Annotated in this window: 24 protein-coding genes; 15 read left to right on the forward strand and 9 right to left on the reverse strand. The window is 66.3% G+C overall.

Annotated elements, in window-relative coordinates; all coding sequences use genetic code 11:
* The first annotated feature begins 131 nt into the window (after positions 1-131).
* Positions 132-875 carry a response regulator gene (locus AC1DK4_RS03345; protein ID WP_477131389.1) on the forward strand — a complete coding sequence of 248 codons (744 nt, stop codon included), beginning with the start codon at positions 132-134 and terminating at the stop codon, positions 873-875.
* Positions 872-2,203: a sensor histidine kinase gene (locus AC1DK4_RS03350; RefSeq protein WP_441613682.1), complete on the forward strand. Its 1,332-nt coding sequence runs from the start codon at positions 872-874 to the stop codon at positions 2,201-2,203. Before AC1DK4_RS03345 ends, AC1DK4_RS03350 begins: the two co-directional genes overlap by 4 nt.
* A 38-nt stretch (positions 2,204-2,241) precedes the next feature.
* Here the strand turns inward: AC1DK4_RS03350 and AC1DK4_RS03355 are convergent, their stop codons facing one another.
* Both AC1DK4_RS03355 and AC1DK4_RS03360 read right to left on the reverse strand, forming a co-directional pair.
* Positions 2,242-3,294, reverse strand: coding sequence for an alpha/beta fold hydrolase (locus AC1DK4_RS03355; RefSeq protein WP_441613683.1), 1,053 nt, complete (start codon positions 3,292-3,294; stop codon positions 2,242-2,244).
* Positions 3,295-3,447: 153 nt separating this feature from the next.
* The gene (locus AC1DK4_RS03360) at positions 3,448-4,011 is read right to left on the reverse strand and encodes a thioredoxin family protein (RefSeq protein ID WP_441613684.1); all 564 of its coding nucleotides are present in this window, start codon (positions 4,009-4,011) and stop codon (positions 3,448-3,450) included.
* Between the two features lie 442 nt (positions 4,012-4,453).
* Here AC1DK4_RS03360 and AC1DK4_RS03365 point away from each other — a divergent pair, with 442 nt between their 5' ends.
* The 4 genes from AC1DK4_RS03365 to AC1DK4_RS03380 all read left to right on the forward strand — a co-directional run bounded on the left by AC1DK4_RS03365 (position 4,454) and on the right by AC1DK4_RS03380 (position 8,067).
* The gene (locus AC1DK4_RS03365; RefSeq protein WP_441613685.1) at positions 4,454-5,194 is read left to right on the forward strand and encodes a response regulator; all 741 of its coding nucleotides are present in this window, start codon (positions 4,454-4,456) and stop codon (positions 5,192-5,194) included.
* Positions 5,191-6,507: an ATP-binding protein gene (locus AC1DK4_RS03370; RefSeq protein ID WP_441613686.1), complete on the forward strand. Its 1,317-nt coding sequence runs from the start codon at positions 5,191-5,193 to the stop codon at positions 6,505-6,507. Before AC1DK4_RS03365 ends, AC1DK4_RS03370 begins: the two co-directional genes overlap by 4 nt.
* Before the next feature lie 414 nt (positions 6,508-6,921).
* The gene (locus AC1DK4_RS03375; protein WP_441613687.1) at positions 6,922-7,515 is read left to right on the forward strand and encodes a copper resistance protein CopQ; all 594 of its coding nucleotides are present in this window, start codon (positions 6,922-6,924) and stop codon (positions 7,513-7,515) included.
* A gap of 132 nt (positions 7,516-7,647) precedes the next feature.
* The gene (locus tag AC1DK4_RS03380) at positions 7,648-8,067 is read left to right on the forward strand and encodes an organic hydroperoxide resistance protein (RefSeq protein WP_441613688.1); all 420 of its coding nucleotides are present in this window, start codon (positions 7,648-7,650) and stop codon (positions 8,065-8,067) included.
* A 130-nt stretch (positions 8,068-8,197) separates the two neighbouring features.
* Here the strand turns inward: AC1DK4_RS03380 and AC1DK4_RS03385 are convergent, their stop codons facing one another.
* On the reverse strand, positions 8,198-8,659 hold the full coding sequence (locus AC1DK4_RS03385; RefSeq protein ID WP_441613689.1) for a MarR family winged helix-turn-helix transcriptional regulator: 462 nt from the start codon (positions 8,657-8,659) through the stop codon (positions 8,198-8,200).
* Positions 8,660-8,808: 149 nt separating this feature from the next.
* On the opposite strand from AC1DK4_RS03385, the gene AC1DK4_RS03390 reads away from it, so the two are divergent.
* On the forward strand, positions 8,809-8,964 hold the full coding sequence (locus AC1DK4_RS03390) for a hypothetical protein (protein ID WP_441613690.1): 156 nt from the start codon (positions 8,809-8,811) through the stop codon (positions 8,962-8,964).
* Here AC1DK4_RS03390 and AC1DK4_RS03395 read toward each other — a convergent pair.
* Complete coding sequence (locus AC1DK4_RS03395; protein ID WP_441613691.1) at positions 8,937-10,277, reverse strand: MFS transporter; 1,341 nt, start codon at positions 10,275-10,277, stop codon at positions 8,937-8,939. The genes AC1DK4_RS03390 and AC1DK4_RS03395 overlap by 28 nt on opposite strands.
* A 284-nt stretch (positions 10,278-10,561) precedes the next feature.
* On the opposite strand from AC1DK4_RS03395, the gene AC1DK4_RS03400 reads away from it, so the two are divergent.
* The 5 genes from AC1DK4_RS03400 (at position 10,562) to AC1DK4_RS03420 (ending at position 15,199) form a co-directional block, all read left to right on the forward strand.
* Positions 10,562-11,536, forward strand: coding sequence for a chromate resistance protein ChrB domain-containing protein (locus AC1DK4_RS03400; protein WP_441613692.1), 975 nt, complete (start codon positions 10,562-10,564; stop codon positions 11,534-11,536).
* Between the two features lie 40 nt (positions 11,537-11,576).
* Positions 11,577-12,782, forward strand: coding sequence for a chromate transporter (locus AC1DK4_RS03405; protein WP_441613693.1), 1,206 nt, complete (start codon positions 11,577-11,579; stop codon positions 12,780-12,782).
* 18 nt (positions 12,783-12,800) lie between these two features.
* Complete coding sequence (locus AC1DK4_RS03410; protein ID WP_441613694.1) at positions 12,801-13,391, forward strand: superoxide dismutase; 591 nt, start codon at positions 12,801-12,803, stop codon at positions 13,389-13,391.
* Positions 13,392-13,428: 37 nt separating this feature from the next.
* Entirely contained in the window at positions 13,429-13,890 is a 462-nt protein-coding gene (locus tag AC1DK4_RS03415; RefSeq protein ID WP_441613695.1) for a chromate resistance protein ChrB domain-containing protein, read from the forward strand.
* A 76-nt stretch (positions 13,891-13,966) separates the two neighbouring features.
* The gene (locus AC1DK4_RS03420) at positions 13,967-15,199 is read left to right on the forward strand and encodes an MFS transporter (protein ID WP_441613696.1); all 1,233 of its coding nucleotides are present in this window, start codon (positions 13,967-13,969) and stop codon (positions 15,197-15,199) included.
* Positions 15,200-15,420: 221 nt separating this feature from the next.
* Here the strand turns inward: AC1DK4_RS03420 and AC1DK4_RS03425 are convergent, their stop codons facing one another.
* The gene (locus tag AC1DK4_RS03425; RefSeq protein ID WP_441613697.1) at positions 15,421-15,975 is read right to left on the reverse strand and encodes a single-stranded DNA-binding protein; all 555 of its coding nucleotides are present in this window, start codon (positions 15,973-15,975) and stop codon (positions 15,421-15,423) included.
* A 205-nt stretch (positions 15,976-16,180) separates the two neighbouring features.
* A complete protein-coding gene (locus AC1DK4_RS03430; RefSeq protein WP_441613698.1) occupies positions 16,181-17,449 on the reverse strand; it encodes an MFS transporter in 1,269 nt (422 codons plus the stop codon).
* A gap of 338 nt (positions 17,450-17,787) precedes the next feature.
* Here AC1DK4_RS03430 and uvrA point away from each other — a divergent pair, with 338 nt between their 5' ends.
* Both uvrA and AC1DK4_RS03440 read left to right on the forward strand, forming a co-directional pair.
* A complete protein-coding gene (gene uvrA, locus AC1DK4_RS03435) occupies positions 17,788-20,649 on the forward strand; it encodes an excinuclease ABC subunit UvrA (protein WP_441613699.1) in 2,862 nt (953 codons plus the stop codon).
* A gap of 131 nt (positions 20,650-20,780) precedes the next feature.
* A complete protein-coding gene (locus AC1DK4_RS03440) occupies positions 20,781-21,266 on the forward strand; it encodes an adenosine-specific kinase (RefSeq protein WP_441613700.1) in 486 nt (161 codons plus the stop codon).
* Between the two features lie 31 nt (positions 21,267-21,297).
* Here AC1DK4_RS03440 and AC1DK4_RS03445 read toward each other — a convergent pair whose 3' ends face one another.
* The 3 genes from AC1DK4_RS03445 to AC1DK4_RS03455 all read right to left on the reverse strand — a co-directional run bounded on the left by AC1DK4_RS03445 (position 21,298) and on the right by AC1DK4_RS03455 (position 24,480).
* Positions 21,298-22,983: a Na/Pi cotransporter family protein gene (locus AC1DK4_RS03445; RefSeq protein ID WP_441613701.1), complete on the reverse strand. Its 1,686-nt coding sequence runs from the start codon at positions 22,981-22,983 to the stop codon at positions 21,298-21,300.
* Positions 22,984-23,254: 271 nt separating this feature from the next.
* Positions 23,255-23,863 carry a LysE family translocator gene (locus AC1DK4_RS03450; protein WP_441613702.1) on the reverse strand — a complete coding sequence of 203 codons (609 nt, stop codon included), beginning with the start codon at positions 23,861-23,863 and terminating at the stop codon, positions 23,255-23,257.
* Between the two features lie 44 nt (positions 23,864-23,907).
* Entirely contained in the window at positions 23,908-24,480 is a 573-nt protein-coding gene (locus tag AC1DK4_RS03455; RefSeq protein WP_441613703.1) for an adenine phosphoribosyltransferase, read from the reverse strand.
* Between the two features lie 164 nt (positions 24,481-24,644).
* On the opposite strand from AC1DK4_RS03455, the gene AC1DK4_RS03460 reads away from it, so the two are divergent.
* On the forward strand, positions 24,645-25,223 hold the full coding sequence (locus AC1DK4_RS03460; protein ID WP_441613704.1) for a DJ-1/PfpI family protein: 579 nt from the start codon (positions 24,645-24,647) through the stop codon (positions 25,221-25,223).
* The last annotated feature ends 36 nt before the right edge of the window (positions 25,224-25,259 follow it).

A 25,259-nucleotide genomic window follows, 5' to 3' on the forward strand; every position in this document is an offset into this window, starting at 1 on the left:
GTGTGCGCGGCGCCCCGGCAGATACATTGCGATACAAAGAGAAGCGCTTACAATCCCCGGAAACAGTCCGCGTTGACGCATTTCCCGGGCCGCTGCCAATCCGTATCCAATCCACGTCGAAGGTGCTTACGATGGACCCTCATATCGATCACATCCTGATCGTCGATGACGATCGCGAAATCCGGGAACTGGTCTCGACCTATCTCACCAAGAACGGGCTGCGCGTCACCGTCGCACCCGACGGCCGGCACATGCGGGCTTTCCTGGAGGCCAACACCGTCGATCTCATCGTGCTCGACCTGATGCTGCCCGGCGACGACGGCCTGGTCCTGTGTCGCGAACTGCGTGCCGGCAAGCACAAGGCGACTCCGGTRCTGATGCTGACGGCSCGCAGCGACGARACCGAYCGCATCRTCGGCCTGGAGATGGGCGCCGACGACTATCTGGCCAAGCCGTTCGCTGCGCGCGAGCTGCTGGCCCGCATCAAGGCCGTGCTGCGCCGCACCCGCATGCTGCCGCCGAACCTCCAGGTGAGCGAGGCCGGCCAGCTGCTGAGCTTCGGCACCTGGCAGCTCGACACCTCCGGCCGGCACCTGATCGACCAGGAAGGCACGGAGGTGGCGCTCAGCGGCGCCGAATACCGCCTGCTGCGCGTATTCGTCGATCATCCGCAGCGCGTGCTCAACCGGGACCAGCTCCTGAATCTCACGCAGGGGCGCGAAGCGGAACTGTTCGAGCGGTCCATCGACCTGCTGGTCAGCCGGCTGCGCCAGCGCCTTTGCGACGATGCGCGGGAGCCGGCCTACATCAAGACCGTGCGCAACGAGGGCTACGTCTTTTCCATGCCGGTCGAGATCACCGAGATCCGCCGATGAACGCCATCCCCGTGCCCCGGCGGTTCCTGCCCTGGCCCCGCACGCTGGCATCGCGGTTGTTCCTCATCCTTCTCGGCGGCCTGACGATTGCCTATGGCCTGTCCTTCGGCGTGGTGTTCCTGGAGCGCTACGTCACGGCCAGGGCGATGATGCTCGGCACGCTCGAGACCGACGTGGCGACCTCGATCGCCATTCTGGACCGCCTGCCGGCCAACGAGCGGGCAGACTGGCTGTCGCGGCTCAACCGCGGAACGTATCGATATGTGCTGGGCCCGGGCTTGCCCGGCGTCCCCGACCTCACCAGCCGGGGGGCCGACATTGCCGCGCGGATCCAGGACGCCGGCGGCCAGCGCTTTCCCGTCAAGGTCGAATCCATACCGGGCGACGGCAAGCGCCTGCAGGCCCACCTGACCCTGAGCGACGGCAATCCCCTGACGATCGACGTGCACCCCGCCGCCATGCCGCTGGCACAGTGGCTGCCCTATGTCCTGATCACGCAGCTCATTCTTCTGGTGCTTTGCTGCTGGTTCGCGGTGCGGCTGGCGATACGCCCGCTGGCGGACCTCGCCAATGCCGCCAATGCGCTCAACCCGAACAAGCAGGCACCGCGGCTGAGCGAAACGGGGCCAAGCGAAGTGGCGCATGCCGCCACGGCCTTCAACGCCATGCGGGACCGCATCGCCCACTATGTCGAGGAGCGGGTCCAGATCCTGGCGGCGATCTCGCATGACCTCCAGACCCCGATCACGCGCATGAAGCTGCGCGCCGAAATGGCGGAGGACTCCGTCGAAAAGGACAAGCTGGTTCAGGACCTGGCCGAGATCCAGCGACTCGTCCAGGAAGGCCTGGCCTATGCGCGCAGTACGCATGGCGATACCGAGAAGCCGTCCCGCATCGACATCGGGTCCTTCATGGAGAGCCTCGCCTACGACTACCAGGACACCGGCAAGGCCGTGACCATGGCGCAGAAGCTCGACGGCACCATCCTGACGCGTCCCCACGCCCTGCGCCGCATCCTCACCAATCTCATCGACAACGCCTTGAAGTTCGGCGGCTCCGCGGAGCTCTGCGCGCAGACAGATGCGCAAGGCTCGGTCATCATCAAGGTGATGGATCGCGGGCGCGGCATTCCCGAGGCGCAACTCGAGGCCGTCATGCAGCCCTTCTTCCGCCTGGAACAGTCGCGCAGCCGCGAGACCGGCGGGACCGGGCTCGGACTGGCCATCGCGCACCAGCTTGCGCTTGCGATCGGCGGCTCGCTCAAGCTGAGCAACCGCGAAGGCGGCGGGCTCTGCGCGGAAATCACCATCCCTTGCGCAACGCCTTGACCCGCGGCGCCGGGCCTCGCTGAAATGCCCGCGCCTGATCAGTACCGGTCGACTTCGACGACTGCCTCGGCGAAGGCCTGGGGCGCCTCTTGCGGCAGGTTGTGCCCGATGCCCTTGATGATCCGGTGCGTCCGTTTGCCGGTGAACATCTTCGCGTAGGCGGTACCGTCCGTAGCCGGCGCGACGCCGTCCGAATCGCCGTCCAGGGTGATCGTGGGCACGCCAATGGCGGGACCCGCCGCGAGCCGCTTTTCCAGCTCGTCGTATTGCGGATCGCCCTCGGCCAGGCTCAGCCGCCAGCGGTAGTTGTGGATCACGATGCTGATGTAGTCCGGGTTGTCGAAGGACGACGCGGCGCGATTGAACGTGGCATCGTCGAAATCCCACTTCGGCGAGTTGACCTTCCAGATGAGCTTGGCGAAGTCCTTGCGGTTTGCCTCGTAGCCGGCCTTGCCGCGCTCGGTGGCGAAGTAGAACTGGTACCACCATCCCCATTCGGCCTTCGGCGGCAGCGGCACCTTGTTGCGTTCGCGGTTGTTGATCAGGTAGCCGTTCACCGAGACCATGGCCTTGCAGCGCTCCGGCCAGAGCGCCGCGATGATGTTGGCCGTGCGCGCGCCCCAGTCATAGCCAGCGAGGATCGCGCGCTGGATCCCGAGGGCATCCATCAGGGCGATGATATCGAGCGCGACCACCGCCTGCTGGGCATTGCGCTGCGTCTGGGCGGAGAGGAAGCGCGTGGTGCCGTGCCCGCGCAGATGCGGCACGATCACCCGGTAGCCCGCCGATGCCAGCATGGGCGCCACGTCGACGAAGCTGTGGATGTCATAGGGCCAGCCGTGCAGGAGGATGACCACGGGGCCGTCGGCGGGGCCCGCTTCCGCGTAGCCGACATTCAGGACGCCGGCATCGATCTGCTTCAAGGCGCCGAACGATGTATTCGTACCCGGCTTGATGGCGGGCAGGCTTGCCGGTGCTGCCTTGCCGGCCTGCGCCCGGGCGGAGCCGGCCAGGCCGAACTGGGCGGCGGCGATAGTCATGGCCGCAGTCCCGAAGATGCGGCGGCGAAGGTGGTTGATTTCATCCGACATTCTCTCTCTCCCAATGGATTGCACTCGGACCGCAGAATAGGCATGCCGTGTATCCGGCATATTTCCGCGGCCCGGCGCGATTGCATGCGCATGTAGCTTTTGCGCCTCCGGATACATGGCGCTACAAAGGCCCAAGCCGACGGCACCGGCCGCTCATTGCGCGGCGCGCTCCTGCTTGCGCTCCGACAGCAGGCGCTCGATGGTCGCCTCCGTTTCCTTGTAGTTTCCTTCGCCGAAGTGCTGGTAGACGATCTTGCCGCTGGCGTCGATCAGGTAGAGGGCGGGCCAGTACTGGTTGCCGTACGCGCCCCAGGTTGCGTACGCGTTGTCCTGCGCGACCGGGTACTTGATGCCGAAGCGCTTGAGCGCGTCCTGTACGTTCGCGGTCGATCTTTCGGACGCGAACTCGGGCGTGTGCACGCCCACCACCACCAGCCCCTGGTCACGGTATTTTTCGTGCCACTGCTTGACGTACGGCAGCGTGTGAATGCAGTTGATGCAGCTGTAGGTCCAGAAGTCGACCAGCACGACCTTGCCGCGCAGCGAGGAAATGGACAGCGGCTCCGAGTTCAGCCATCGCTCGATGCCGGTGAACTCCGGCGCCATCCCGTGGCTGGCAGGCGCCGGGGTCGCCGTGTTGGCGTAGGTCGCGGCGAGCAGGGTGGCTGCGCCGAGAAGGGTGACTGCTGCGATACAGGCGCGGATTGCGTGGCGCATGGTTCAGGCTCCAGGGTTGGATGGGAAAATCGCCCGGTCTGCGAGGCAATGCATATCTGCCGGCACCGGCCGCCTGCATGGAAGCGGTAGACGCATTTCAACGCCCGCGCGTATCCCGCCTGTTTCGAAAACCGCCTGATTTGAAAAGTATCTTGTCTGGCGGCGGCCTGGATACACAGCGATACAAGGGGCCGCGCGACCCCACACATAATTGCCTCACCGCGCAAAAGCGCGCCTTCGCAACCTGTGAGGAGGACCATCGAATGACGCGTCCGTTGCTTGTCGTCGCCATGATCTTGTCCGCGTTCGTGTATGAGCTGCGCGGCTCCGTGACCTGCCGCTGGGGGCCTGCGAATCCGCCTGCCGTGCGGACCGTCGGCGCCCCCCGGCGCAAGACGCACTCCAGATGACCGGCCCCCCAACCTGCCCATGGAATGCGTAAATGATCCAGCCTGACCATATCCTCATCGTTGACGACGACCGCGAGATCCGTGAACTGGTCGCCACCTACCTGGAGCGCGGCGGGATGCGGGTCACCCTGGCTGAGAACGGCCTCCAGATGCGCTCGGCGCTCGAAACCGGCGCGGTGGACCTCGTCGTGCTGGACCTGATGCTTCCCGGCGAAGACGGGCTGACGCTATGCCGCGACCTGCGCGCCAGCGATCGCAGGAACATGCCGGTCTTGATGCTGACTGCCCGCAACGAGGAAACCGACCGCATCCTGGGCCTCGAGATGGGCGCCGACGACTACGTGGTGAAGCCGTTTGCGGCGCGCGAGTTGCTGGCCCGGATACGTTCGGTGCTGCGGCGCACGCGCATGCTGCCGCCCAACCTGCAGGTCACCGAAGCCGCTACCGTGCTGGCCTTCGGTACCTGGCGGCTGGACACGACCGCGCGGCACCTGCTCGACGAGAACGATGTCGTCGTTGCCCTCAGCGGCGCGGAGTACCGGCTGTTGCGCACCTTCCTGGATCATCCGCAGCGGGTGCTGAACCGCGACCAGTTGCTCAACCTCACGCAGGGCCGCGACGCCGAGCTGTTCGAGCGCTCCATCGATCTGATGGTAAGCCGGCTGCGCCAGCGCCTGCGCGACGACGCGCGCGAGCCCCGCTATATCAAGACAGTGCGCAACGAAGGCTATGTATTCGCCGCGACGGTGGCAATCCACGAGGAGCGCACATGAGCTTTGCCACCCACGCCTTGCGCATATGGCCGCGCACCTTGTTTGCACGCCTGATGGTCATCCTCGTGATCGGTCTCACGCTTGCGCAAGGGCTTTCCTTCGGGCTTGTCGTGATGGAGCGCAGGGAAGCCGCCGACAGGCTGATGCTGGACAACCTCGAACTCGACGTGGCGGGATCCGTCGCGGTCCTCGACCGGCTGCCGGCGGCGGAACGGCCGGCCTGGCTGGACCGCCTGCGGCGAGCGGCATATAGCTACAGGCTCGATCACGGAACGCCCGGCATGCCATTGCATTCGTCGGAATCGGCGCGGGCAGCCACGACCATCGCACAGGCGCTGGCGGGGCGCTACGAAGTGCAGGCAAACGCGCTGCCGGGCAAGCGCGAGCATCTCCAGGTGCACTTGCGGCTGAGCGACGGCAGCCCGCTCACCATCGATATCCTGCCGGCCCGCATGACGGTGTCGACATGGCTTCCGGTGCTGCTGTGCATCCAGCTCGCCCTGCTGGCGGGATGTGCGTGGATCGCCGTGCGCCTGGTCACGCGTCCGCTCAAGCAGCTGGCGAAAGCCGCCGAGATGCTGGGACCGGACCTGAAGGCCGAGCGGATCCCGGAACGCGGACCCGCCGAGATCGTGCACGCCGCCACAGCCTTCAACGCCATGCAGCAGCGGATCGCCGGATACCTCGCCGAGCGCATCGAGATTCTCGCGGCGATCTCCCATGACCTGCAGACCCCCATCACGCGCATGCGGCTGCGGCTGGACCTGATGGACGAATCCGAGACGCTGGGCAAGCTGCGCAGCGACCTGCGCGCGATGGAGCATCTGGTGCGCGAAGGCATCACTTACGCGCGCACGCTGCATGGCAGCGCGGAGACGCCGGTTCGCGTCGATGCCGACGCGCTGCTCGACAGCCTGGCGGGAGACTACCTGGACGGCGGGCATGCGATTGCCATTGACGGCAAGGTATGCGCGCCGATCGTGACGCGGCCGCAGGCGCTGCGGCGCATCCTGACGAACCTCGTCGACAACGCTCTGAAGTTCGGCGGCGACGTCGCCGTCTGCGTGTCACGGGAGGCCGACGGGCGCCTTGCCATCGCCGTTCGCGACCGCGGGCCAGGTATCCCCGAGTCCGAACTGGAGCGGGTGATGCAGCCGTTCTATCGCCTCGAGATGTCGCGCAACAGGGGAACCGGCGGCACCGGGCTGGGCCTGGCGATCGCGCAGCAACTGGCGCAGGCCCTCGGCGGCGGGCTGGTGCTTTCCAACCGCGAAGGCGGAGGTCTCCAGGCCAAGCTCACCCTGGCCGTCTAGCGGCCGGTTCCGCCCGGCGCCGGCGCCGGGCTCACCGCCTTGCCTCCTTTGCCCCGATCGTGGCCGTGGGCGTAACCGTGTGGAAGCACGGCTACGGTTGCGGCCCGCCATTCCTGGCGCGTCCTGCGTCGCCCCCCTCCCCCCGCCAGCCTGCCTTTTCGCCGCCTTCGTCACATGCCGCAGCCGCGGCCGACGACTTTGTATTCGCTTGTATCGGCTGCTCGACACGATACGTGTGATCACAGATGTGCTCCTGCACGGATACGGGCCAGATACTTCGGTCGCCTTAAATGCATCTCATGGCGCGGCGGGAACGACAAACCCCGGAAAAACCCGGACAACCCAGCGGCGGCAGCAACACAAGCCCCGGACCAGGACTGGTCCACGGACCCTGAATACAGCCTAGGAGTCATCATGAACACCATCATTGCAAAGCGCTTCGTTTCCGCCATCGCACTGGTCGCCGCCGCAAGCGGCGTGCAGGCGGCCTTCGCGGCGGACGCGGCCACGAATCACGGCTTTGGCCAGAGCGCGGCGGCAGCCCGCATCAGCGAACGCGACCCGTTCATCGACGGTGCCCGCACCAGCGAACGCGACCCGTTCATCGATGGTGCCCGCATCGGCCAGCGCGATGTCTTCACCGACGGTGCCCGCACGCTCGCCGGCCTGGACCGCAGCGGCCCCTCGGCCGACCCGGCCCGCGCCATCGACCCGTACCTGGACGGCGCCCGCATCGGCCAGCGCGATGTCTTCACCGATGGTGCCCGCACGCTCGCCGGCCTGGACCGCGCCGGCGTGTCGGCCGACCCGGCCCGCGCCGTCGACCCCTACCTGGACGGCGCCCGCATCGGCCAGCGCGATGTCTTCACCGATGGTGCCCGCACGCTTGCCGGCCTGGACCGCACCGGCGTGTCGGCCGACCCGGCCCGCGCCGCCGACCCCTACCTGGACGGCGCCCGTATCGGCCAGCGCGATGTCTTCACCGATGGTGCCCGCGCCGCTGCCTGAGGCCCCCGCGGGTCCCGCCTGCGCGCAACGGCACATCCACGCAATACCCACGCTGATTCTGTACCCCGGGCACGGCAGCCGTGCCCGCTTTCAAAGAATCCGAAGGCAGTTTTTTACTCTGAGGAGTCCATCATGACCCAAGTCGAAAACAAGGTCCTGTACACCGGCAAGACCCACACCACCGGCGGCCGCGACGGCAGCTCCCGCAGCACCGATGGCCACCTGGACATCAAGCTTTCGTCGCCCGGCACGACGGGCAGCGGCACCAATCCGGAGCAACTGTTTGCCGCCGGCTGGTCGGCCTGCTTCATCGGCGCGATGGGGATTGCGGCCGGCAAGCTGAAGGTCGCGCTCCCGGCCGACCTGGCCGTCGACGCCGAAGTGGACCTGGTCAACGGCGGCGACGCCTACTTCCTGCAGGCCCGCCTCAACGTCAGCCTGCCGGGACTGGAGCGCGACGTTGCGCAAGCCCTGGCGGACAGCGCGCACCAGACCTGCCCTTACTCCAAGCTCGCGCGCGGCAATATCGACGTCGTGATCAACGTGGTCTGAGCCACGCGCATCACGGCCCCGGCCCGCCCGCGCCGATCGGGCGGGCTGCCCCCTGCCTTGCAGGCCCCGCCAGACATCTCAGGCGTTTCCCCGGGCCTGGCAGCAAGCTTCTGACCGGCCGTGCCGGCCGTCACGCCTCGCTTCGCACAGCCTTGACGAGATTGTTGCGCAGCCCGACGATGTCCTTTTGCAGCTTCGTGAATCCCTGGGGCGTGAGGCCGCAGGCCTCCACCAGATTGACGTCCTGGGCCCGTTCGCGCAGGCGCCTCCCGCTTTTCGTCAGGCTGACCCGCACCTGGCGCTCGTTGGCCGCATCGCGCTTGCGCTCCACGTAGCCCACCGCTTCGAGTTTCTTGAGGATCGGCGTGAGGGTATTCGATTCGAGAAAGAGCTTCTCGCCGAGGCCGCTGACCGTCTGGTCGTCCTCCTCCGAAAGCGCGATGATCGTGACGTATTGGGTGTAGGTGAGGCCGAGTTTATCGAGGAGCGGCCTGTAGGCCTTGCCGAACGCCAGGTTCGCCGAGTAGACCGCAAAGCACAGGAAGTCGGCCAGTTTTACGTCTTCGGGATCGGCCCGTACATTCGATTTCATCTGTATCCCTCGCGTTAGCGCTGTCCGTTGAATGACACAGCATACATCGGATACGCGTTAATCGGAACCGCTATGAAAATCGGGAACGGAAACACCGGGGGTGCCTGTTCCGATGGCGTCACATCCGGGTTCACCGCTTCGGGCAGTGGATGTCCGAGGAGGCTCTGCCTGCTGACACGCTAAATATTGAAAGCCTGTTTCAGCAAGCTCTGGCCTCACTCGAAGCCGTGGAAGTTGAGGCCATCAAAGCGATCGCCCGCGAGGCGAGCGGCATCGATTACCACTTGCCGGGCCATTCCCGGTGAAGGTCGTCAATCGTGAAAGCGTGGCGATGCCTGCGTTGTCCGGTCCTCTCTCCTTCTTCCAGGTGGGCATCCAGTTCGTCGCCTTCAGGATGCTCGTGCTCCAGCATGTCGGGGTCATTGGCCGGCCATAGCCGCCATGCGCAAAGGACACCAATCAAGGAGATGCCGGCCAGCACTGCAAACGCTGCAGTCATGCCATACCCGGCGCCGATCTGGCCGGCCAGCGGATAGGCGATCAACCAGCATGCATGTGACAGGGAGAATTGCGCGGCAAACACCGCCGCTCGGTCGGGCGAGGTGGCGGATCGCCTGAGCAGGCGTCCGCCCGGCGTCTGCGTCATCGAGTAGCCAGCGCCGATCACAAACCACGTCAGAAGAAATGCCGGCCACTCGGCCGCCGGCGCAAGGCCGGTCAGCACCACGCCGAACGCAAGGCCAAGGGTCATGATGAACGCCCCGGTCAGCATTGGGGGCCGGTCCGGACGCGCATTGAGGAAGCGCGGCAGCATCAGCGCAACAAGCATCGAGCCGAAACCGAATGCCGCCAGTCCGAACGGCACGTCCGATGCCGGACGCTGCAGATTGCCCTGCACGTAGACAACCGTATTGACGATCACCATCGAACTGGCGGCTGCCGCGGCAAGGTTCAGCGCAAGCAGCCCTCGCAGGCGCGGGGTACGCAGGTAGATGGAGATCCCGCGAAAGGTCTTCGCGTAGATGCTGCCCGTACGGTCCACGGCACGGGACTGCGGCAGACGCACCGATACCACCAGTGCGGCCGAGCAAAGGAAGCCAATGACCGTGCCACCAAACAGCCAGTGAAAACTGATGACCGACAGCAATGCCGCAGCAAGCGCAGGACTCGCCAGACTCTCCATGTCGTAGGCCAGGCGCGACAACGACAGTGCACGGGTATAGTCCTTCTCCTCCGGCAGCACGTCCGGGATCGTCGCCTGGAACGTTGGCGTGAAGGCGGCGGAGGCCGATTGCAGCAGGAAGATCAGCACGTAGATCTGCCAGACCTGTGTCACGAACGGCAGCGAAATGGCCACGGCGGCACGCACGAGGTCCATCGCCACGAGAAATGCGCGGCGCGGCAGGCGGTTGGCGAAGGCGCCCACCACGGGCGCGATGCCGACATAGGCCACCATCTTGATAGCGAGCGCCGTGCCAAGGACGCTTCCAGCGTTTGCCCCGGCGAGGTCGTAGGCCAGCAGCCCAAGCGCAACGGTTGCCAGCCCCGTCCCGACCAGTGCAATCACCTGCGCCGCAAACAGGTGCCTGTACGTGCGATTTCCCAGTACTTCAAGCATGACGTCTCCGACGCTTCAAAACGCTCACTACACTTCGACCAGTGCGCTGTCGCCTGTGACGGCATGCCGTTGCCGGCCCAGGGCCACGCCGCGCCGCATGGGGCCGGCAGGACAAACAGCGTCGGCACGGTCGCCATGATGCGTCCACCAATGACGACTATCGCCAGCGGCGTCTGAACTTAAGCGCCCGTGCCTGTGACGATTGCGCATCTTTACCGGATTCCCGGAATTGTAGAGATATCTACAACATTGAAGAGGCGACTACGGCCAGCTACGCTTGGCGCATGAACCCTCTCCAATCAAGCCCCCAGGCCGCCTGGCTGCTGCTGATCGTCAGCCTGCCGACATCGGCCGCCACGCCGCGCATGCGACTGTGGCGCGGCATCAAGTCGCTCGGCGCAGCGCCGCTGCGCGACGGCGCCTATCTTCTGCCCGACCAGCCAGGATTGCGCGGCCAGCTCGAAAAGCTGGCCGGGGACGCGAAAAGCGAGGACGGCAAGGTCTGGATTCTTTCGGTCCAGACGAACGATGCGCATGAAGATGCCGAGTATCGCGCATTGTTCGACCGGTCTGCCGAGTATGCGACCTGGACGGCCGAACTCTCCGGCGCCCGTGCAACGTTGGGTGACGCGGACGAAGCGGAACTGCTGCGCCTGGTGCGCCGTCACGGCCGGGCATTCGACGCGATCCGGAATATCGATTTCTTCCACAGCGATGCGTCAGCCCGGGCGGAAGCGCAATGGCGCGACTTCAACGCGGCCGTCGACATCCTCCTGTCGCCCGGCGAACCGCACGGAGTAGCCGGCCGCATCCCGCGACGCGATCCCGCCCAGTATCAGGGAAGGCGCTGGGCGACCCGCCGGCACCTCTGGGTGGACCGAGTCGCCTGTGCCTGGTTGATCCAGCGCTTCATCGATCCCCACGCCACCTTCCTCTGGCTCGACGACGTGCGCCAATGCCCGGACGATGCGCTGGGATTCGATTTCGATGGCGCGACCTTCACCCATATCGGCGACCGCGTTTCGTTCGAGGTGTTGCTCGCCAGCTTTGGGCTCGACGAGGACAAGGGACTGGCGCGCCTTGGCCAGATGATTCACGTACTCGACATCGGCGGCACGCCCGTCGCGGAAGCGAGCGGCTTCGAGGCCATGCTGACCGGTGCCCGCGAGCGGCTGCCCGATGACGATGCCCTGCTGGGCGAGATGAGCCATGTCCTCGATTCGCTCCATGTGCACTTCTCCGGCAGCCGCAAACGCTAGGCCACTCCCCCCCAATCAAGCTCACCCCTCGAGACTAACGATGAACTCGCCCCAACCAGCCGATACCTCGTCGGCCCAGCCAACGCATAGCCGCCCCGGCTACACGCTGCGGCAACTGGTGCTCTACTTCCTGCGACTTGGCACCTTCGGCTTTGGTGGCCCGGTAGCACTGGCCGGCTACATGCACCGTGACCTGGTGGATGCGCGGCAGTGGATCACCGATGCCGACTACAAGGAAGGCATCGCGCTGGCACAACTGGCGCCAGGGCCGCTGGCGGCCCAGCTGGCGATCTATCTTGGCTATGTGCATTACCGCATCCTGGGCGCGACGCTCATCGGCATCGCCTTTGTGCTGCCATCGTTCCTGATGGTGCTGGCGCTCGGCTGGGCGTACCTGCGCTTCGGCGGGCTGACGTGGATGCAGTCGGTGTTCTACGGCGTGGGTGCAGCCGTCATCGGCATCATCGCGATCAGTGCCTACAAGCTGACCAGGAAAAGCGTGGGCAAGGACAAACTGCTGTGGTTCATCTACCTGGTCCTCGTCGCAGTGACGGTCATCACCGAGTCGGAGGTGGCCTGGCTATTTCTCGCGGCCGGCATTCTGGTCTGGTTCTGGCGTGCGCCGCCGAAATGGCTGCGTCAAGGCAAGCTGAATGCGATGGCAGCAACACCCTTCCCGGCGGCAAGCGGCCTGCTGAGTACGGTGGACTGGCCACTGCTCTCGCAGATCGGTGTGTTCTTTGCCAAGGCCGGTGCGTTCGTCTTCGGTTCAGGGCTTGCCATCGTACCGTTCCTGTACGGCGGCGTGGTGACTGAGCACCAGTGGTTGAACGACAAGCAGTTTGTCGACGCCGTGGCCGTGGCCATGATTACGCCTGGCCCGGTCGTCATCACCGTCGGCTTCATTGGCTATCTGGTCGCGGGACTGCCGGGTGCCTGCGTGGCAGCGGCGGCGACTTTCCTGCCCTGTTACCTGTTCACCATCCTGCCGGCGCCTTACTTCAAGAAGTACGGCAAGCTGCCCGCCATCCTGGCGTTCGTGGATGGCGTCACCGCAGCCGCCATCGGCGCCATCACCGGAGCGGTCATTGTGCTGGCCAGGCGCTCGATCGTCGATATTCCCACCGCGCTGCTGGCGCTGGTCACCGTTGCGCTGCTGCTTAAGTTCAAGAAGCTGCCCGAACCCATGATTGTTGCGGGTGCTGCCGTGATCGGCCTGGTGGCCTATCCGCTGCTGCATCACTGAGTCGCCAAAGGAGACACCATGACTTACCAGACGAAGCCGCTCTCATGCGATCCAACCAGGCTGCCGGGCCTGTCCGAGAAACTGATCGTCAGCCACTACGAGAACAACTACGGTGGTGCGGTAAAGCGGCTCAACGCCATTACGGCGGAGCTTGTCGCACTGGATATGGCGACCGCACCCGTGTTCTTGCTCAATGGCTTGAAGCGCGAGGAGCTGATCGCCACGAATTCGATGATCCTGCATGAGGTCTATTTCGACAGCCTTGGCGATGCCGGGCCGCCGGAAGGCAATCTGAAGGCCACCATCGAGCGCGATTTCGGCTCGTTCGCACGCTGGCAGGCCGAATTCACGGCCATGGGCAAGGCGCTTGGCGGCGGCTCGGGCTGGGTGCTGCTCACCTACTCGCCGCGCGACCATCGGCTTGTCAACCAGTGGGCGTCGGATCACGCTCATACGCTGGCCGGTGCCACGCCCATCCTGGCGCTCGATATGTATGAGCATTCCTATCACATGGACTACGGCGCCAAGGCCGCGGCCTATGTGGATGCATTCATGCAGAACATCCACTGGAAACGCGTGGCCGACCGACTGGCGGCCCTGCAGCAGTAGGCTGGATGCATCCTGCAAACCAACGGAGACTGTCACCATGCAGTGGATCACGCGGGAACGCCCCAAGATCGATCGCATCGCCTGCCCATGGCTGATCGCGCGCTTTATCGACGAGACACCGGACTTCCTGTACGTGCGGGCCGGGGACGTCGCGCGCATCGCCAGCGAAAGCGGCGCAATTCCTTATGACATCCCTGGTGTCGAACTGACGCATGTGGGCGAGCTTTGCAGCTTCGACGCATTCCTCGGCAAGTACAAGCTCGGCGGTGATCCGGCCCTGCAGCAACTGGCCGGCATCGTGCGCGGCGCGGATACATCACGGCTGGACCTCACACCGCAGTCGAGCGGCCTCTATGCCATTTCGCTGGGGCTGTCTCACGTTTTCACCGACGACCATGAAATGCTTGAACATGGCATGGTGATGTACGACGCGCTATATGCTTGGTGTCAGAGTTGCCAGGCGGAGACACATGCGTGGCCGCCGCAAATGTCCGCATGAAAAGCGCTGGGGCATCAGATGAAACGGATTTTCGCCGCGAGCTTGCGGAGTACAAGACGGGACTGAGGTGTCGGTAATGGCCACCGTCCACACCAAGCTCGCGGGGATTCTGCTTCCGCAGGGCATCGACGCACGTGTCACGCCGCTTCTCATTGGGCGAGCGCTGCGCGGATTGTGCGACGGGTTCGTCGCGGTACTCTTGCCGGCGTACCTGCTGGGGCTCGGCTTTGGCCAGCTGGCTGTCGGGCTGATCAGCAGCGCCACGCTGATCGGCTCTGCCCTCGCTACGATTCTGGTCGGGCTCGTCGGCAGCCGTTTTCCACAACGTCGCTTGCTGAAACTGGCGGCAGTGCTGATGGCGGCGACCGGGGTGGGCTTTGCCGGCCTGTCCTCGCTCTGGCCGCTGTTGATCGTCGCTTTCATCGGCACGCTGAACCCGAGTTCCGGCGATGTCAGCGTGTTCCTGCCGCTGGAGCAGGCCCGGCTGGCAGAGGCGGCGATACCCGACGCGCGCACCGCGCTATACGCCCGCTACAGCCTTGTTGGCGCCTTCTCTGCTGCCATCGGYGCCCTGGCCGCAGCCCTGCCCGGCTGGATTTCCTTGCATGCCGGCCTGTCGCTTCTGGCTGCAATGCGCCTGATGTTCGGCATCTACGCCTTGACCGGCATTGCGCTCTGGGGCCTCTATGCGCGGCTGCCCGAAAGCCCCCCGCAGTCGGTCTCGGCAACAACGCCTCTGGGCCCGTCTCGTCGCATCGTCATTCGTCTGGCGATGCTGTTCAGCGTGGACGCGTTCGCGGGCGGGCTGGTGGTCAATGCATTGCTTTCACTTTGGCTGATGCAGCGCTTCGGGATGTCTCCCGGCGCGGCAGGGCAGTTCTTCTTCTGGGCTGGAATGTTGACAACGGCCTCGCAGTTCGCCGCGGTGCCACTGGCACGGAAGGTCGGTCTTCTGAACACGATGGTGTTCACACACATTCCTTCCAGCGTCTTCCTGATCGCCGCCGCATTCGCGCCGTCACTGACGATGACCCTGCTGCTATTGCTCGCGCGCAGTGCGCTGTCGCAAATGGACGTGCCGACCCGGACGGCGTACGTGATGGCCGTGGTGACGCCAGCCGAGCGCACTGCGGCCGCGAGCCTGACTGCGGTACCGAGGAGCCTGGCTGCCGCCATCAGCCCGGTGCTTGCCGGTGGCCTGATGGCAATGGGCTGGATAGGCGCGCCGTTGCTGGCCTGCGGCGTGCTGAAGATTGGCTATGACCTCGCCATCCTGGCCGCTTTCAGGCGTGTCAGGCCACTCGATTAGCGTACATGGGCGTTGATCCGGCCCGCCTCCTTCCAACGGTGACGCTGGCGTGGAGAATGCGAATGGCAAAAGTCCCGGATGCGCAGGCGAGCGTGTAGCAATGCGTGGGGCACGGGCATCACCAGTCACATCAAAATAGCTCCGTGACGGTCACCAGAAACAAAAAAGCCCTCTAGAAAGAGGGCCTTGGCTACTTTTCTCCACTTCTGGAGATATGTATCTCAGAACGGAATATCGTCGTCCATATCCTCGAAGCCGTTCGACGGGGCTGGCTGCGGACGACGCGCGCCGCCACCCTGACCGCCACCCTGGCCGCCGCCCTGGCCACCGGAGGCCTGGCCGCCGCGGGCGCCGTAGCCACCACCACCGCCACCGCCCGATTCGCGGCCACCGCTGTAGCCGCCGCCCATGTCGTCACCGCCACCGCCGCCGCCCATGCCCTGGCGCGAGCCCAGCATCTGCATCTGTTCGGCCACGATTTCGGTGCTGTACTTTTCCGCGCCCGCCTGGTCGGTCCACTTGCGCGTGCGGATGCGGCCTTCGATATAGACCTGCGAACCTTTCTTCAGGTACTGGCCGGCGATCTCGGCCAGCTTGCCGAAGAAGGCAATGCGGTGCCACTCGGTGGCTTCCTTCATCTCGCCGCTTTGCTTGTCCTTGTAGCGGTCGGTGGTCGCCAGGCGGATGTTGGTCACGGCGTCGCCGCTGGGCATGTAGCGGGTTTCGGGGTCCGCGCCCAGATTGCCGACGAGGATGACTTTGTTGATCGATGCCATGTGAATGTTCTCCCAGGACCACGCCCTCTGCTGCAAGCGGCGTGGCGATGCCTTGACTGATGCGCAAACAAATGCGCGTAAACGAATAACGCGCCCCCGGCCATAGAGTCGGGCGCGCGGTCATGCTAGTGCCAAACAGCGGCGAAAAGCTTTACGAAGTGATGCGACAAACCCTTTCGGACCTGCCTTCCCGCTGCCGCCTGCTTCAGGCAGCGACGGCCGGCGCACTACTTTTCCGGGCCGGGGGCGACTTCATGTTCCAGGCGATTATAAGCCAGAGCAGGAGCACGACCGCGCAACCGATGAACACCGCGCTGCGACCTTCGTGCTTGAGCAGCCAGCCGCCGACGGCGCCGCCGAGAAACAGGCCCATCGCCTGCGTGGTGTTGTACACGCCCAGCGCGGCCCCGCGCGCCGCGGCGGCGTACCGCGACACCAGCGAAGGCTGCATGGCTTCGAGCACGTTGAAGGCGACGAAAAACAGCAGCAGCACGCCAACGATGCCCCACAGGCCGTGCACCGCGGCGAACAGCAGTTGCACGGCAGTCATCAGGCCGACCGAGCACAGCAGCACGGGGCGCACCTTGCCATAGCGCTCGGCCGCCATCATGGGTCCGAGCATCAGGACGAAGGAAACCAGCACCACGGGCAGGTAGACCTTCCAGTGCTGGTCCAGCGGCATGCCGGCGCTGCTGAGCATGGCCGGCACCACCATGAACATGGCGACCTGGGACGCATGCAGGGCGAGCACGCCCACGTTGAGGCGGATCAGGTCGGGGTTGAGCAGCACGGCACGGAACGGCAAGCGCACCGGGTGCGGCGGCGGCGGCGCGGGCACCAGGAACAGCGTGACCAGGATGGCGACCACGCCGAGCACCGACATCAGCGTGAAGATGCCCGGCATGCCGATGCTGTGCAGCAGCGGCGAGGCGATCACCAGCGACAGCGCGAAGGTCAGGCCGATGCTGCCGCCGACCATGGCCATGGCCTTGGTGCGGTGCTGCTCGCGGGTCAGGTCGGCGATGCAGGCGGTGATGGCCGCGGAAATCGCGCCCATGCCTTGCAGCGAGCGGCCGACGATGATGCCGGTCAGCGTGTCCGACCCGGCCGCCACCAGGCCGCCGGCGACGAACAGCAGCAGCCCCGCCACCATCACCGGCTTGCGGCCGACGCGGTCGGACAGCCAGCCCAGCGGGATATGGAGGAAGGCCTGCATCAGGCCATAGATGCCCATGGCCAGGCCCACGCGCTGGGCGTCGTGCCCGTCGGGCAGCCCGGCGGCGTATTCGGCGAACACCGGCAGGATCAGGAACAGCCCGAGCATGCGCAGTGCGAAGATGCTGGCGAGCGAGATGCTGGCCCGCAGTTCCATGCGGGTCATGCGGTCGCGACCGGCGGCCTGGGGCCTGGCGCCATCGGCCTTGGAATCGTCGGCCTTGGCCGCATCTTGGGAGGAGCTATGGATCGACGACATTGCGATCGTGGGGAATTTCCGAGACTGGTTGCCGGACCGGCCCATGCAGCACGCCGGATGCGGTGCCGCGCTGCACCCCCGGAAGCCCCCGGATGGCACCCATCGCGGGACCCTCGGAGACACCCTCGGAGGCATCGCCACACAAGGACGGGCAACCCCGGAAACCGAAGTTCGGTATATTAACAGGTTTGCTTCGCCGCGCTTTGGGCGCCGCAACGGGCGCCGCGCGGCCCGGAGCGGGCTGCCAGAGCCGTGCCTGGCATGCTTTTTTCTTGGAAATTCCGTGAGACCGGCCTGTCGACCTGACTGGCGGCCCGCCTGGCGAAGACATTCGGTATATGGAAGAAATCAGAATCCGTGGTGCCCGTACCCACAACCTGAAGAACATCAATCTCGATCTGCCCCGCAACAAGCTGATCGTGATCACCGGGCTATCCGGTTCGGGCAAGTCATCGCTGGCCTTCGACACCTTGTATGCCGAGGGGCAACGGCGCTATGTGGAGTCGCTCTCGGCCTACGCGCGCCAGTTCCTGCAGCTGATGGAAAAGCCCGACGTGGACCTGATCGAAGGCCTGTCGCCGGCGATCGCCATCGAACAGAAGGCAACCAGCCACAACCCCCGCTCCACGGTGGGCACGGTCACCGAGATCCACGACTACCTGCGCCTGCTGTTCGCGCGCGCCGGCACCCCCTACTGCCCGGACCACAACCTGCCGCTGCAGGCACAGAGCGTGTCGCAGATGGTGGATGCCGCGCTGGCGCTGCCGGAAGACACCAAGCTGATGATCCTGGCGCCGGTGGTGGCCAATCGCAAGGGCGAGCACCTCGACCTGTTCGACACCATGCAGGCGCAGGGCTTCGTGCGTTTTCGCATCCGCTCGGGCGGCGGCACCACGCACGAGGCGCCGGCCGTGGTCTATGAAGTCGACGCGCTGCCCAAGCTGAAGAAAACCGAAAAGCATTCCATCGACGTGGTGGTGGACCGCGTCAAGGTACGCGCCGACATCAAGCAGCGCCTGGCGGAATCGTTCGAGACGGCGCTGCGCCTGGCCGACGGCCGCGCCATTGCGCTGGAGATCGACAGCGCGCACGAGCACGGCTTCAGCTCCAAGTTCGCCTGCCCGATCTGTTCCTACTCGCTGCAGGAGCTGGAGCCGCGCCTGTTCTCGTTCAACAACCCGATGGGCGCCTGCCCGAGCTGCGACGGGCTGGGCCAGATCACCTTCTTCGATCCCAAGCGGGTGGTGGCGTTTCCCAACCTGTCGCTGGCCTCGGGCGCGATCAAGGGCTGGGACCGGCGCAACCAGTTCTACTTCCAGATGCTGCAGAGCCTGGCCGCCTACTACGACTTCGAGCTGGATACGGCCTTCGAGGACCTGCCCGCCGAGGTGCAGGAGGTGGTGCTGCATGGCTCGGGCGACGTCGAGATCCCGTTCACCTACATGAACGAGCGCGGCCGCACCACGGTGCGCGAGCATGCCTTCGAGGGCATCATCCCCAATCTGGAGCGGCGCTACCGCGAGACCGACTCGGTCGCGGTGCGCGAGGAACTGGCCAAGTACCAGAACAACCAGGCCTGCCCCGCCTGCCACGGCACGCGGCTGCGCACCGAGGCGCGCCACGTCAAGCTGGGCGAGAACGACCAGGCGCGCGCCATCTTCGAGATCAACGGCTGGCCGCTGCGCGATGCGCTGACGTATTTCCTCACACTGGACATGCACGGCGCCAAGCGCGAGATCGCCGACAAGATCGTCAAGGAGATCACCGCGCGCCTGAATTTCCTCAACAACGTGGGGCTGGACTACCTCTCGCTCGAGCGCAGCGCGGACACGCTCTCGGGCGGCGAGGCGCAGCGCATCCGCCTGGCCTCGCAGATCGGCTCCGGCCTGACCGGCGTGATGTACGTGCTGGACGAGCCGTCGATCGGCCTGCACCAGCGCGACAACGACCGCCTGATCGGCACGCTCAAGCACCTGCGCGACATCGGTAATTCCGTGCTGGTGGTGGAGCACGACGAGGACATGATCCGCGCCTGCGACTACGTGGTCGACATCGGCCCGGGCGCCGGCGTGCACGGCGGCATGATCGTGGCCGAGGGCACGCCGGCCCAGATCGAGCAGTCGCCCAACTCGCTTACCGGCCAGTACATGTCCGGCGCGCGCCGCATCGAGGTGCCGGCCGAGCGTGCCGCGCCCGACGAGGAAAAGCTGCTGCGCATCATCAACGCCACCGGCAACAACCTGCGCAACGTCAGCGCGGAGATCCCGGTGGGCCTGCTGACCTGCGTCACGGGAGTATCCGGCTCGGGCAAGTCGACGCTGATCAACGACACGCTGTACCACGCGGTGGCGCGCCACCTGTACGGCTCCACGGCGGAGCCGGCGGCGCACGACCGCATCGACGGGCTGGAACACTTCGACAAGGTCATCAACGTCGACCAGAGCCCGATCGGGCGCACGCCGCGCTCCAACCCCGCCACCTACACGGGCCTGTTCACGCCGATCCGCGAGCTGTTCGCCGGCGTGCCGGCGGCCAAGGAGCGCGGCTACGATCCGGGCCGCTTCTCGTTCAACGTCAAGGGCGGGCGCTGCGAGGCCTGCCAGGGCGACGGCGTGCTCAAGGTGGAGATGCACTTCCTGCCCGACGTGTACGTGCCTTGCGATGTGTGCCACGGCAAGCGCTACAACCGCGAGACGCTGGAGGTGCTCTACAAGGGCAAGAGCATCCACGAGACGCTGGACATGACGGTGGAGCAGGCGCACGAGTTCTTCAACGCAGTGCCGGTGGTACGGCGCAAGCTCAAGACACTGCTCGACGTGGGCCTGGGCTACATCCGCCTGGGGCAGTCCGCCACCACGCTGTCGGGCGGCGAGGCGCAGCGCGTGAAACTCTCGCTGGAGCTGTCCAAGCGCGACACCGGGCGCACGCTCTACATCCTGGACGAGCCCACCACGGGCCTGCATTTCCACGACATCGAGCTGCTCCTCAAGGTCATCCACAAGCTGCGCGACCAGGGCAATACGGTGGTGATCATCGAGCACAACCTGGACGTGATCAAGACCGCGGACTGGCTGCTCGACATGGGCCCCGAGGGCGGCGCCGGCGGCGGCCAGGTGATCGCCAAGGGTACGCCGGAAACCGTGGCCGGCAGCCGCGCCAGCTTTACCGGCAAGTACCTCGCGCCGCTGCTCGCGCGCTGAGCGCGCATCGGCCTGGCCGGCGCGCCGCCGTGCGCGCCCCCGCGGCGGTGGCGCCTTGCATTCGACACCGCGCGGCCTACCATGGACTGCGGAAGATCCCGATTCGCTCGGGTCGATGCAGGAGCATGGCCATGGAACTCAGCGTAGTACCGGTCTCCAAGCCGGAGGCGACCAACTTCATCTTCGGCCAGTCGCACTTCATCAAGACCGTCGACGACATCCACGAGGCGCTGGTCGGCGCGGTGCCGGGCATCCGCTTCGGGCTGGCCTTCTGCGAAGCCTCGGGCAAGCGCCTGGTGCGCTGGTCCGGCAACGACGACGGGCTGATCGACCTGGCCTGCAGCAACGCCATGGCGATCGGCGCCGGGCACAGCTTCCTGCTGTTCCTGGGCGACGGCTTCTATCCCGTCAATGTGCTGGGCGCGGTGCGCGCGGTGCCCGAGGTCTGCAGGATCTACTGCGCCACGGCCAATTCCGTCGAGGTGGTGATCGCGCAGACCGCGCAAGGCCGCGCGGTACTGGGCGTGGTGGACGGCGAGCCGCCGCTCGGGCTGGAAACCGACGCCGACATCGCCTGGCGGCGCGACCTGTTGCGCCAGATCGGCTACAAGCTCTGACATCCCGCGCCCGCCGGGCGCGGGCCGCGCCTCAGTGCGCCTGGGCGGACGGCACTGCCCGCACCGGCGGCTCGCCGTCGTCCTCCTTCATGCGGCTGCGGTTGAGCACGCCCGCCTCTTCCAGCACCGGGTAGGCCGTGGCGCAGAACAGCGAGTTCAGGCGCTTGAGGTCACTGATCACGTCGAGGTGCAGCGAGCTGGTCTCGATGCTCTCCGCGGTCTGCACGGCGATGCGCTGCAGGTGGGTGCGCGCGTACTGGCGCTCCAGGTCGCGGAAGGTGGCCTTCTCGGCCATCAGTTGCTGCGCGCTCCTGAGGTCGCCGGAGAGGAAGACCGACAAGCCCAGGCGCAGGTTCGCCACCACGCGCGCATGCATCTGCGCGATTTCCTGCATGCCTGCCTCCGAGAAGGCCAGGTTGTGGGCGATCTTCTTGTCGCGCGCATCCAGCAGGATGCGCTCGATGATGTCGCCGGCATGCTCGAGGTTGATGGTGAGCGAGATGATTTCGGTCCAGCGCCGGCCGTCGCGCTCGTCGAGGGCCTCCAGGCTGATCTGGGTCAGGTAGAGCTTGATGGCGGTGTAGAGGTCGTCCACCTCGTCGTCGATGCGGCAGGTGGCGGCGGCCAGCTTGGCATCGTTGTTGCGCAGCACCCGCAGCATGTTGTCGAGCATCTGCTCGATGCGGTCGCCGATGCGCAGCACTTCGCGCGCGGCGTTGGACAGCGCCAGCGCGGGCGTGGACAGCGCGGCCAGGTCCAGGTGGCGCGGCGTGACCTGGCTGTCGCCGGTATTGCGGCCCGGCAGCACCGCCTCGCACAGGCGCGCCAGCGGGCCGGTGGCGCCCAGCAGCAACACCGCCAGCGCCACGTTGAACAGCAGGTGGAAGTTCACCACCAGCCGCTGCGGGTCGGCATCGAACAGCGCGAGCAGGCTCTCGGCCTGCCCCAGCAGGGGCAGCGCGACCACGCAGCCAAGCAGGCGCGACAGCAGGTTGCCCAGCGTGACGCGCTTGCCGGGCTGGTTGTTGCCCGAGGTGGTGAGTAGCGCCGAGATCCCGGAGCCGAGGTTGGCGCCCAGCACCAGGGCCAGCGCCACGTGCAGCGAAACCACGCCGGCCGAGGCCAGCGCGCCGCAGAACAGCACCACTGCCAGGCTCGAGTAGCACAGGATGGTGAGGAAGGCGCCGATCAGCATGTCGAGCGTCGGATCGCCCGTCAGCGTGCCGAACAGCACCTTGACGCCGGCTGCCTGCACCACCGGGCGCGTGGCGATGGAGATCAGCTCGAGCGCCAGCGTGATCAGCCCCAGGCCGATCAGCACGCGGCCGACGTGGCCGGGCTTGTTGCCCTTCCAGGACAGGTGCAGGATCACCCCGACGAAGATCAGCAGCGGCGACAGCCACGACAGGTCCAGCGAGAACACCTGCACCATGATCGCGGTGCCCACGTTGGCGCCCAGCATGATGGCCAGCGCCGGTGCCACGGCAATCAGGCCCTGGCCGACAAAGGAACTGACGATCACCGCGGTGGCATTGCTGCTCTGCACCAGGCCGGTCACGCCGAGCCCGGCGGCAAAGGCCGAGAGGCGGTTGGAGATACTGGAGGAAAGCACGTGGCGCAGGTTGGCGCCGTACACGCGCAAGATGCCCACCTTGACGATGTTGGTGCCCCAAACCAGCAGCGCCACGCCGGAAAGCAAATGAAGTAAAACGCCCATGGTCCACCCTTCTGTGACCGGTGCCGCCGTTGCGATGGCAGGTGCCGGAGCCCGGCATGAAGGCTGAGGCAAATGCCGGCCGCAAGTTGCCGCCCGGTCATCGTATCGTTGTTGTCAATGGGGCATTATGCGCCCGCATGCATGTGCGGGCAACGCCATGGGGATGGCGCGTGGAACTGCGCAACAGTGCCGGCAGTCCGGGCGGCAGCGGGGCCGCGCGGACACCGGGCGTCCGGGCTGTTCGGGCGTCCGGATGCCCGGGCGTCCGGGCCTATAGCGCGACCTTGATGCCGAGCACCACGAAGATCGCGCCGGCAACGCGGTCAAGCCAGCGGCCGGCGCGCGGACGGTGCTTGAGCCAGTCGCCCAGCACACCCGCGAACAGCCCGAACAGCGAGAACACCACCGCCGTCTGCAGCATGAAGACCACGCCCAGCACCAGCATCTGCCAGCCCGGGTGGGCGGCATCGGCGCGCACGAACTGCGGCAGGAACACCAGGAAGAACAGCGTCACCTTGGGGTTCATCAGGTTGGCCAGCACGCTCTGGCGGAACACCGTGGACAGCGGCACCTCCGGCGTGTCGGCGGCCTTGCCCAGCGCCCCGCGCGAGCGCAGCGCCTGGATGCCGATCCAGATCAGGTAGGCGGCCCCCGCGAACTTGATGCACTGGAAGGCCAGCGGCGAGGAACGCAGCACGGCCGCCAGCCCCACGGCTGCCACCACGGTGTGGAAGAGACAACCGAAAGCAAAGCCCAGCGCCGCCGCCACGCCGGCGCGGCGCCCCTGCGCCATGCCGCGCGCCAGCACTTGCAGGTTGTCGGGCCCGGGAGCCAGGGTGATGGCCACCGAGGTGACGAGGAACAGCATGAGATCCGGCATGGAACAGGCTCCGGTGGTCTATCCAGGTGAGCGCGCGGCGCGCCTCAATGGCCGTCGAAGCGGCACACCGTGAACAGCGGCAGCCCGCTGTCGAGCAGATGGCGCGAACCGCCCAGCTCCGGCAGGTCGACGATGGCGGCGCCCTCCACCACCGTGGCGCCCAGGCGCTCGAGCAGCTTGCGCCCGGCCATCATGGTGCCGCCGGTGGCGATCAGGTCGTCGATCAGCAGCACGCGGTCGCCGGCCTTGCAGGCGTCGGCGTGGATCTCGACGGTGGCGCTGCCGTATTCCAGCTCGTATTCCTCGGACACGGTCTGGAAGGGCAGCTTGCCCTTCTTGCGGATCGGCACGAAGCCGAGGTTGAGCTCGTAGGCCACGATGGCGCCGAGAATGAAGCCGCGCGCGTCGATGCCGGCGACCAGGTCCAGGCGGGCGTCCATATAGCGGTGGACGAAGACGTCGATCAGCACGCGCAGGGTCTTGGGATCCTGCAGCAGMGGCGTGATRTCGCGGAACATCACGCCSGGCTGSGGCCAGTCGGGCACGGTGCGGATGCGCTCGCGCAGGTAGTCGGTGACGTGGCCGAGGGCGGACGACTGGATAGTGGTATTGGGCATGGGAACTCGTTCTGACAGCCTGCCGCCGTGGCAGGCCGGATGCGGTAATGGGCTACCACCCGGGCTGCCGCGAACGGCAACACAATGGGCTGGTACCAGGGGGGCCGGGCGCGCAGGCTTGCGCGCCGTTCCGCCGGGCACCCGTAACCATACAGGAGACCGCGATGGCAAAAAAGATCTTGATGCTGGTTGGCGACTACGCCGAGGACTACGAAACCATGGTGCCTTTCCAGGCACTCCAGATGGTGGGCCATACGGTCCATGCGGTCTGCCCGGACAAGAAGGCCGGCGCCAGCTGCGCGACCGCCATCCACGATTTCGAGGGCGACCAGACCTATAGCGAGAAGCGCGGCCACAACTTCACGCTGAACGCGACCTTCGCCGAGGTCGACCCCGTCGCCTACGATGCGCTGGTCATCCCGGGCGGGCGCGCGCCGGAGTATCTGCGCCTGAACGACCGTGTGCTGGAGATCGTGCGCCACTTCGCCAGCGCCAACAAGCCGATCGCCGCGGTCTGCCACGGCGCCCAGCTGCTGGCCGCGGCCGGCGTGCTGGAGGGCCGCACCTGCTCGGCCTACCCGGCCTGCGCGCCCGAGGTGCGCCTGGCTGGCGGCAAATACGCCGACATCCCCGTGGACCAGGCCCACACCGACGGCAACCTGGTGACCGCGCCCGCATGGCCTGCGCATCCGGCCTGGCTGGCGCAGTTCCTTGCGGTGCTGGGCACCCGGATCGTACAGTAGAGGCTGCCGAAACGCGGCCCGCCCTTTGCGCCGGGC

This window comes from Cupriavidus sp. 05N38 (assembly GCF_056397345.1).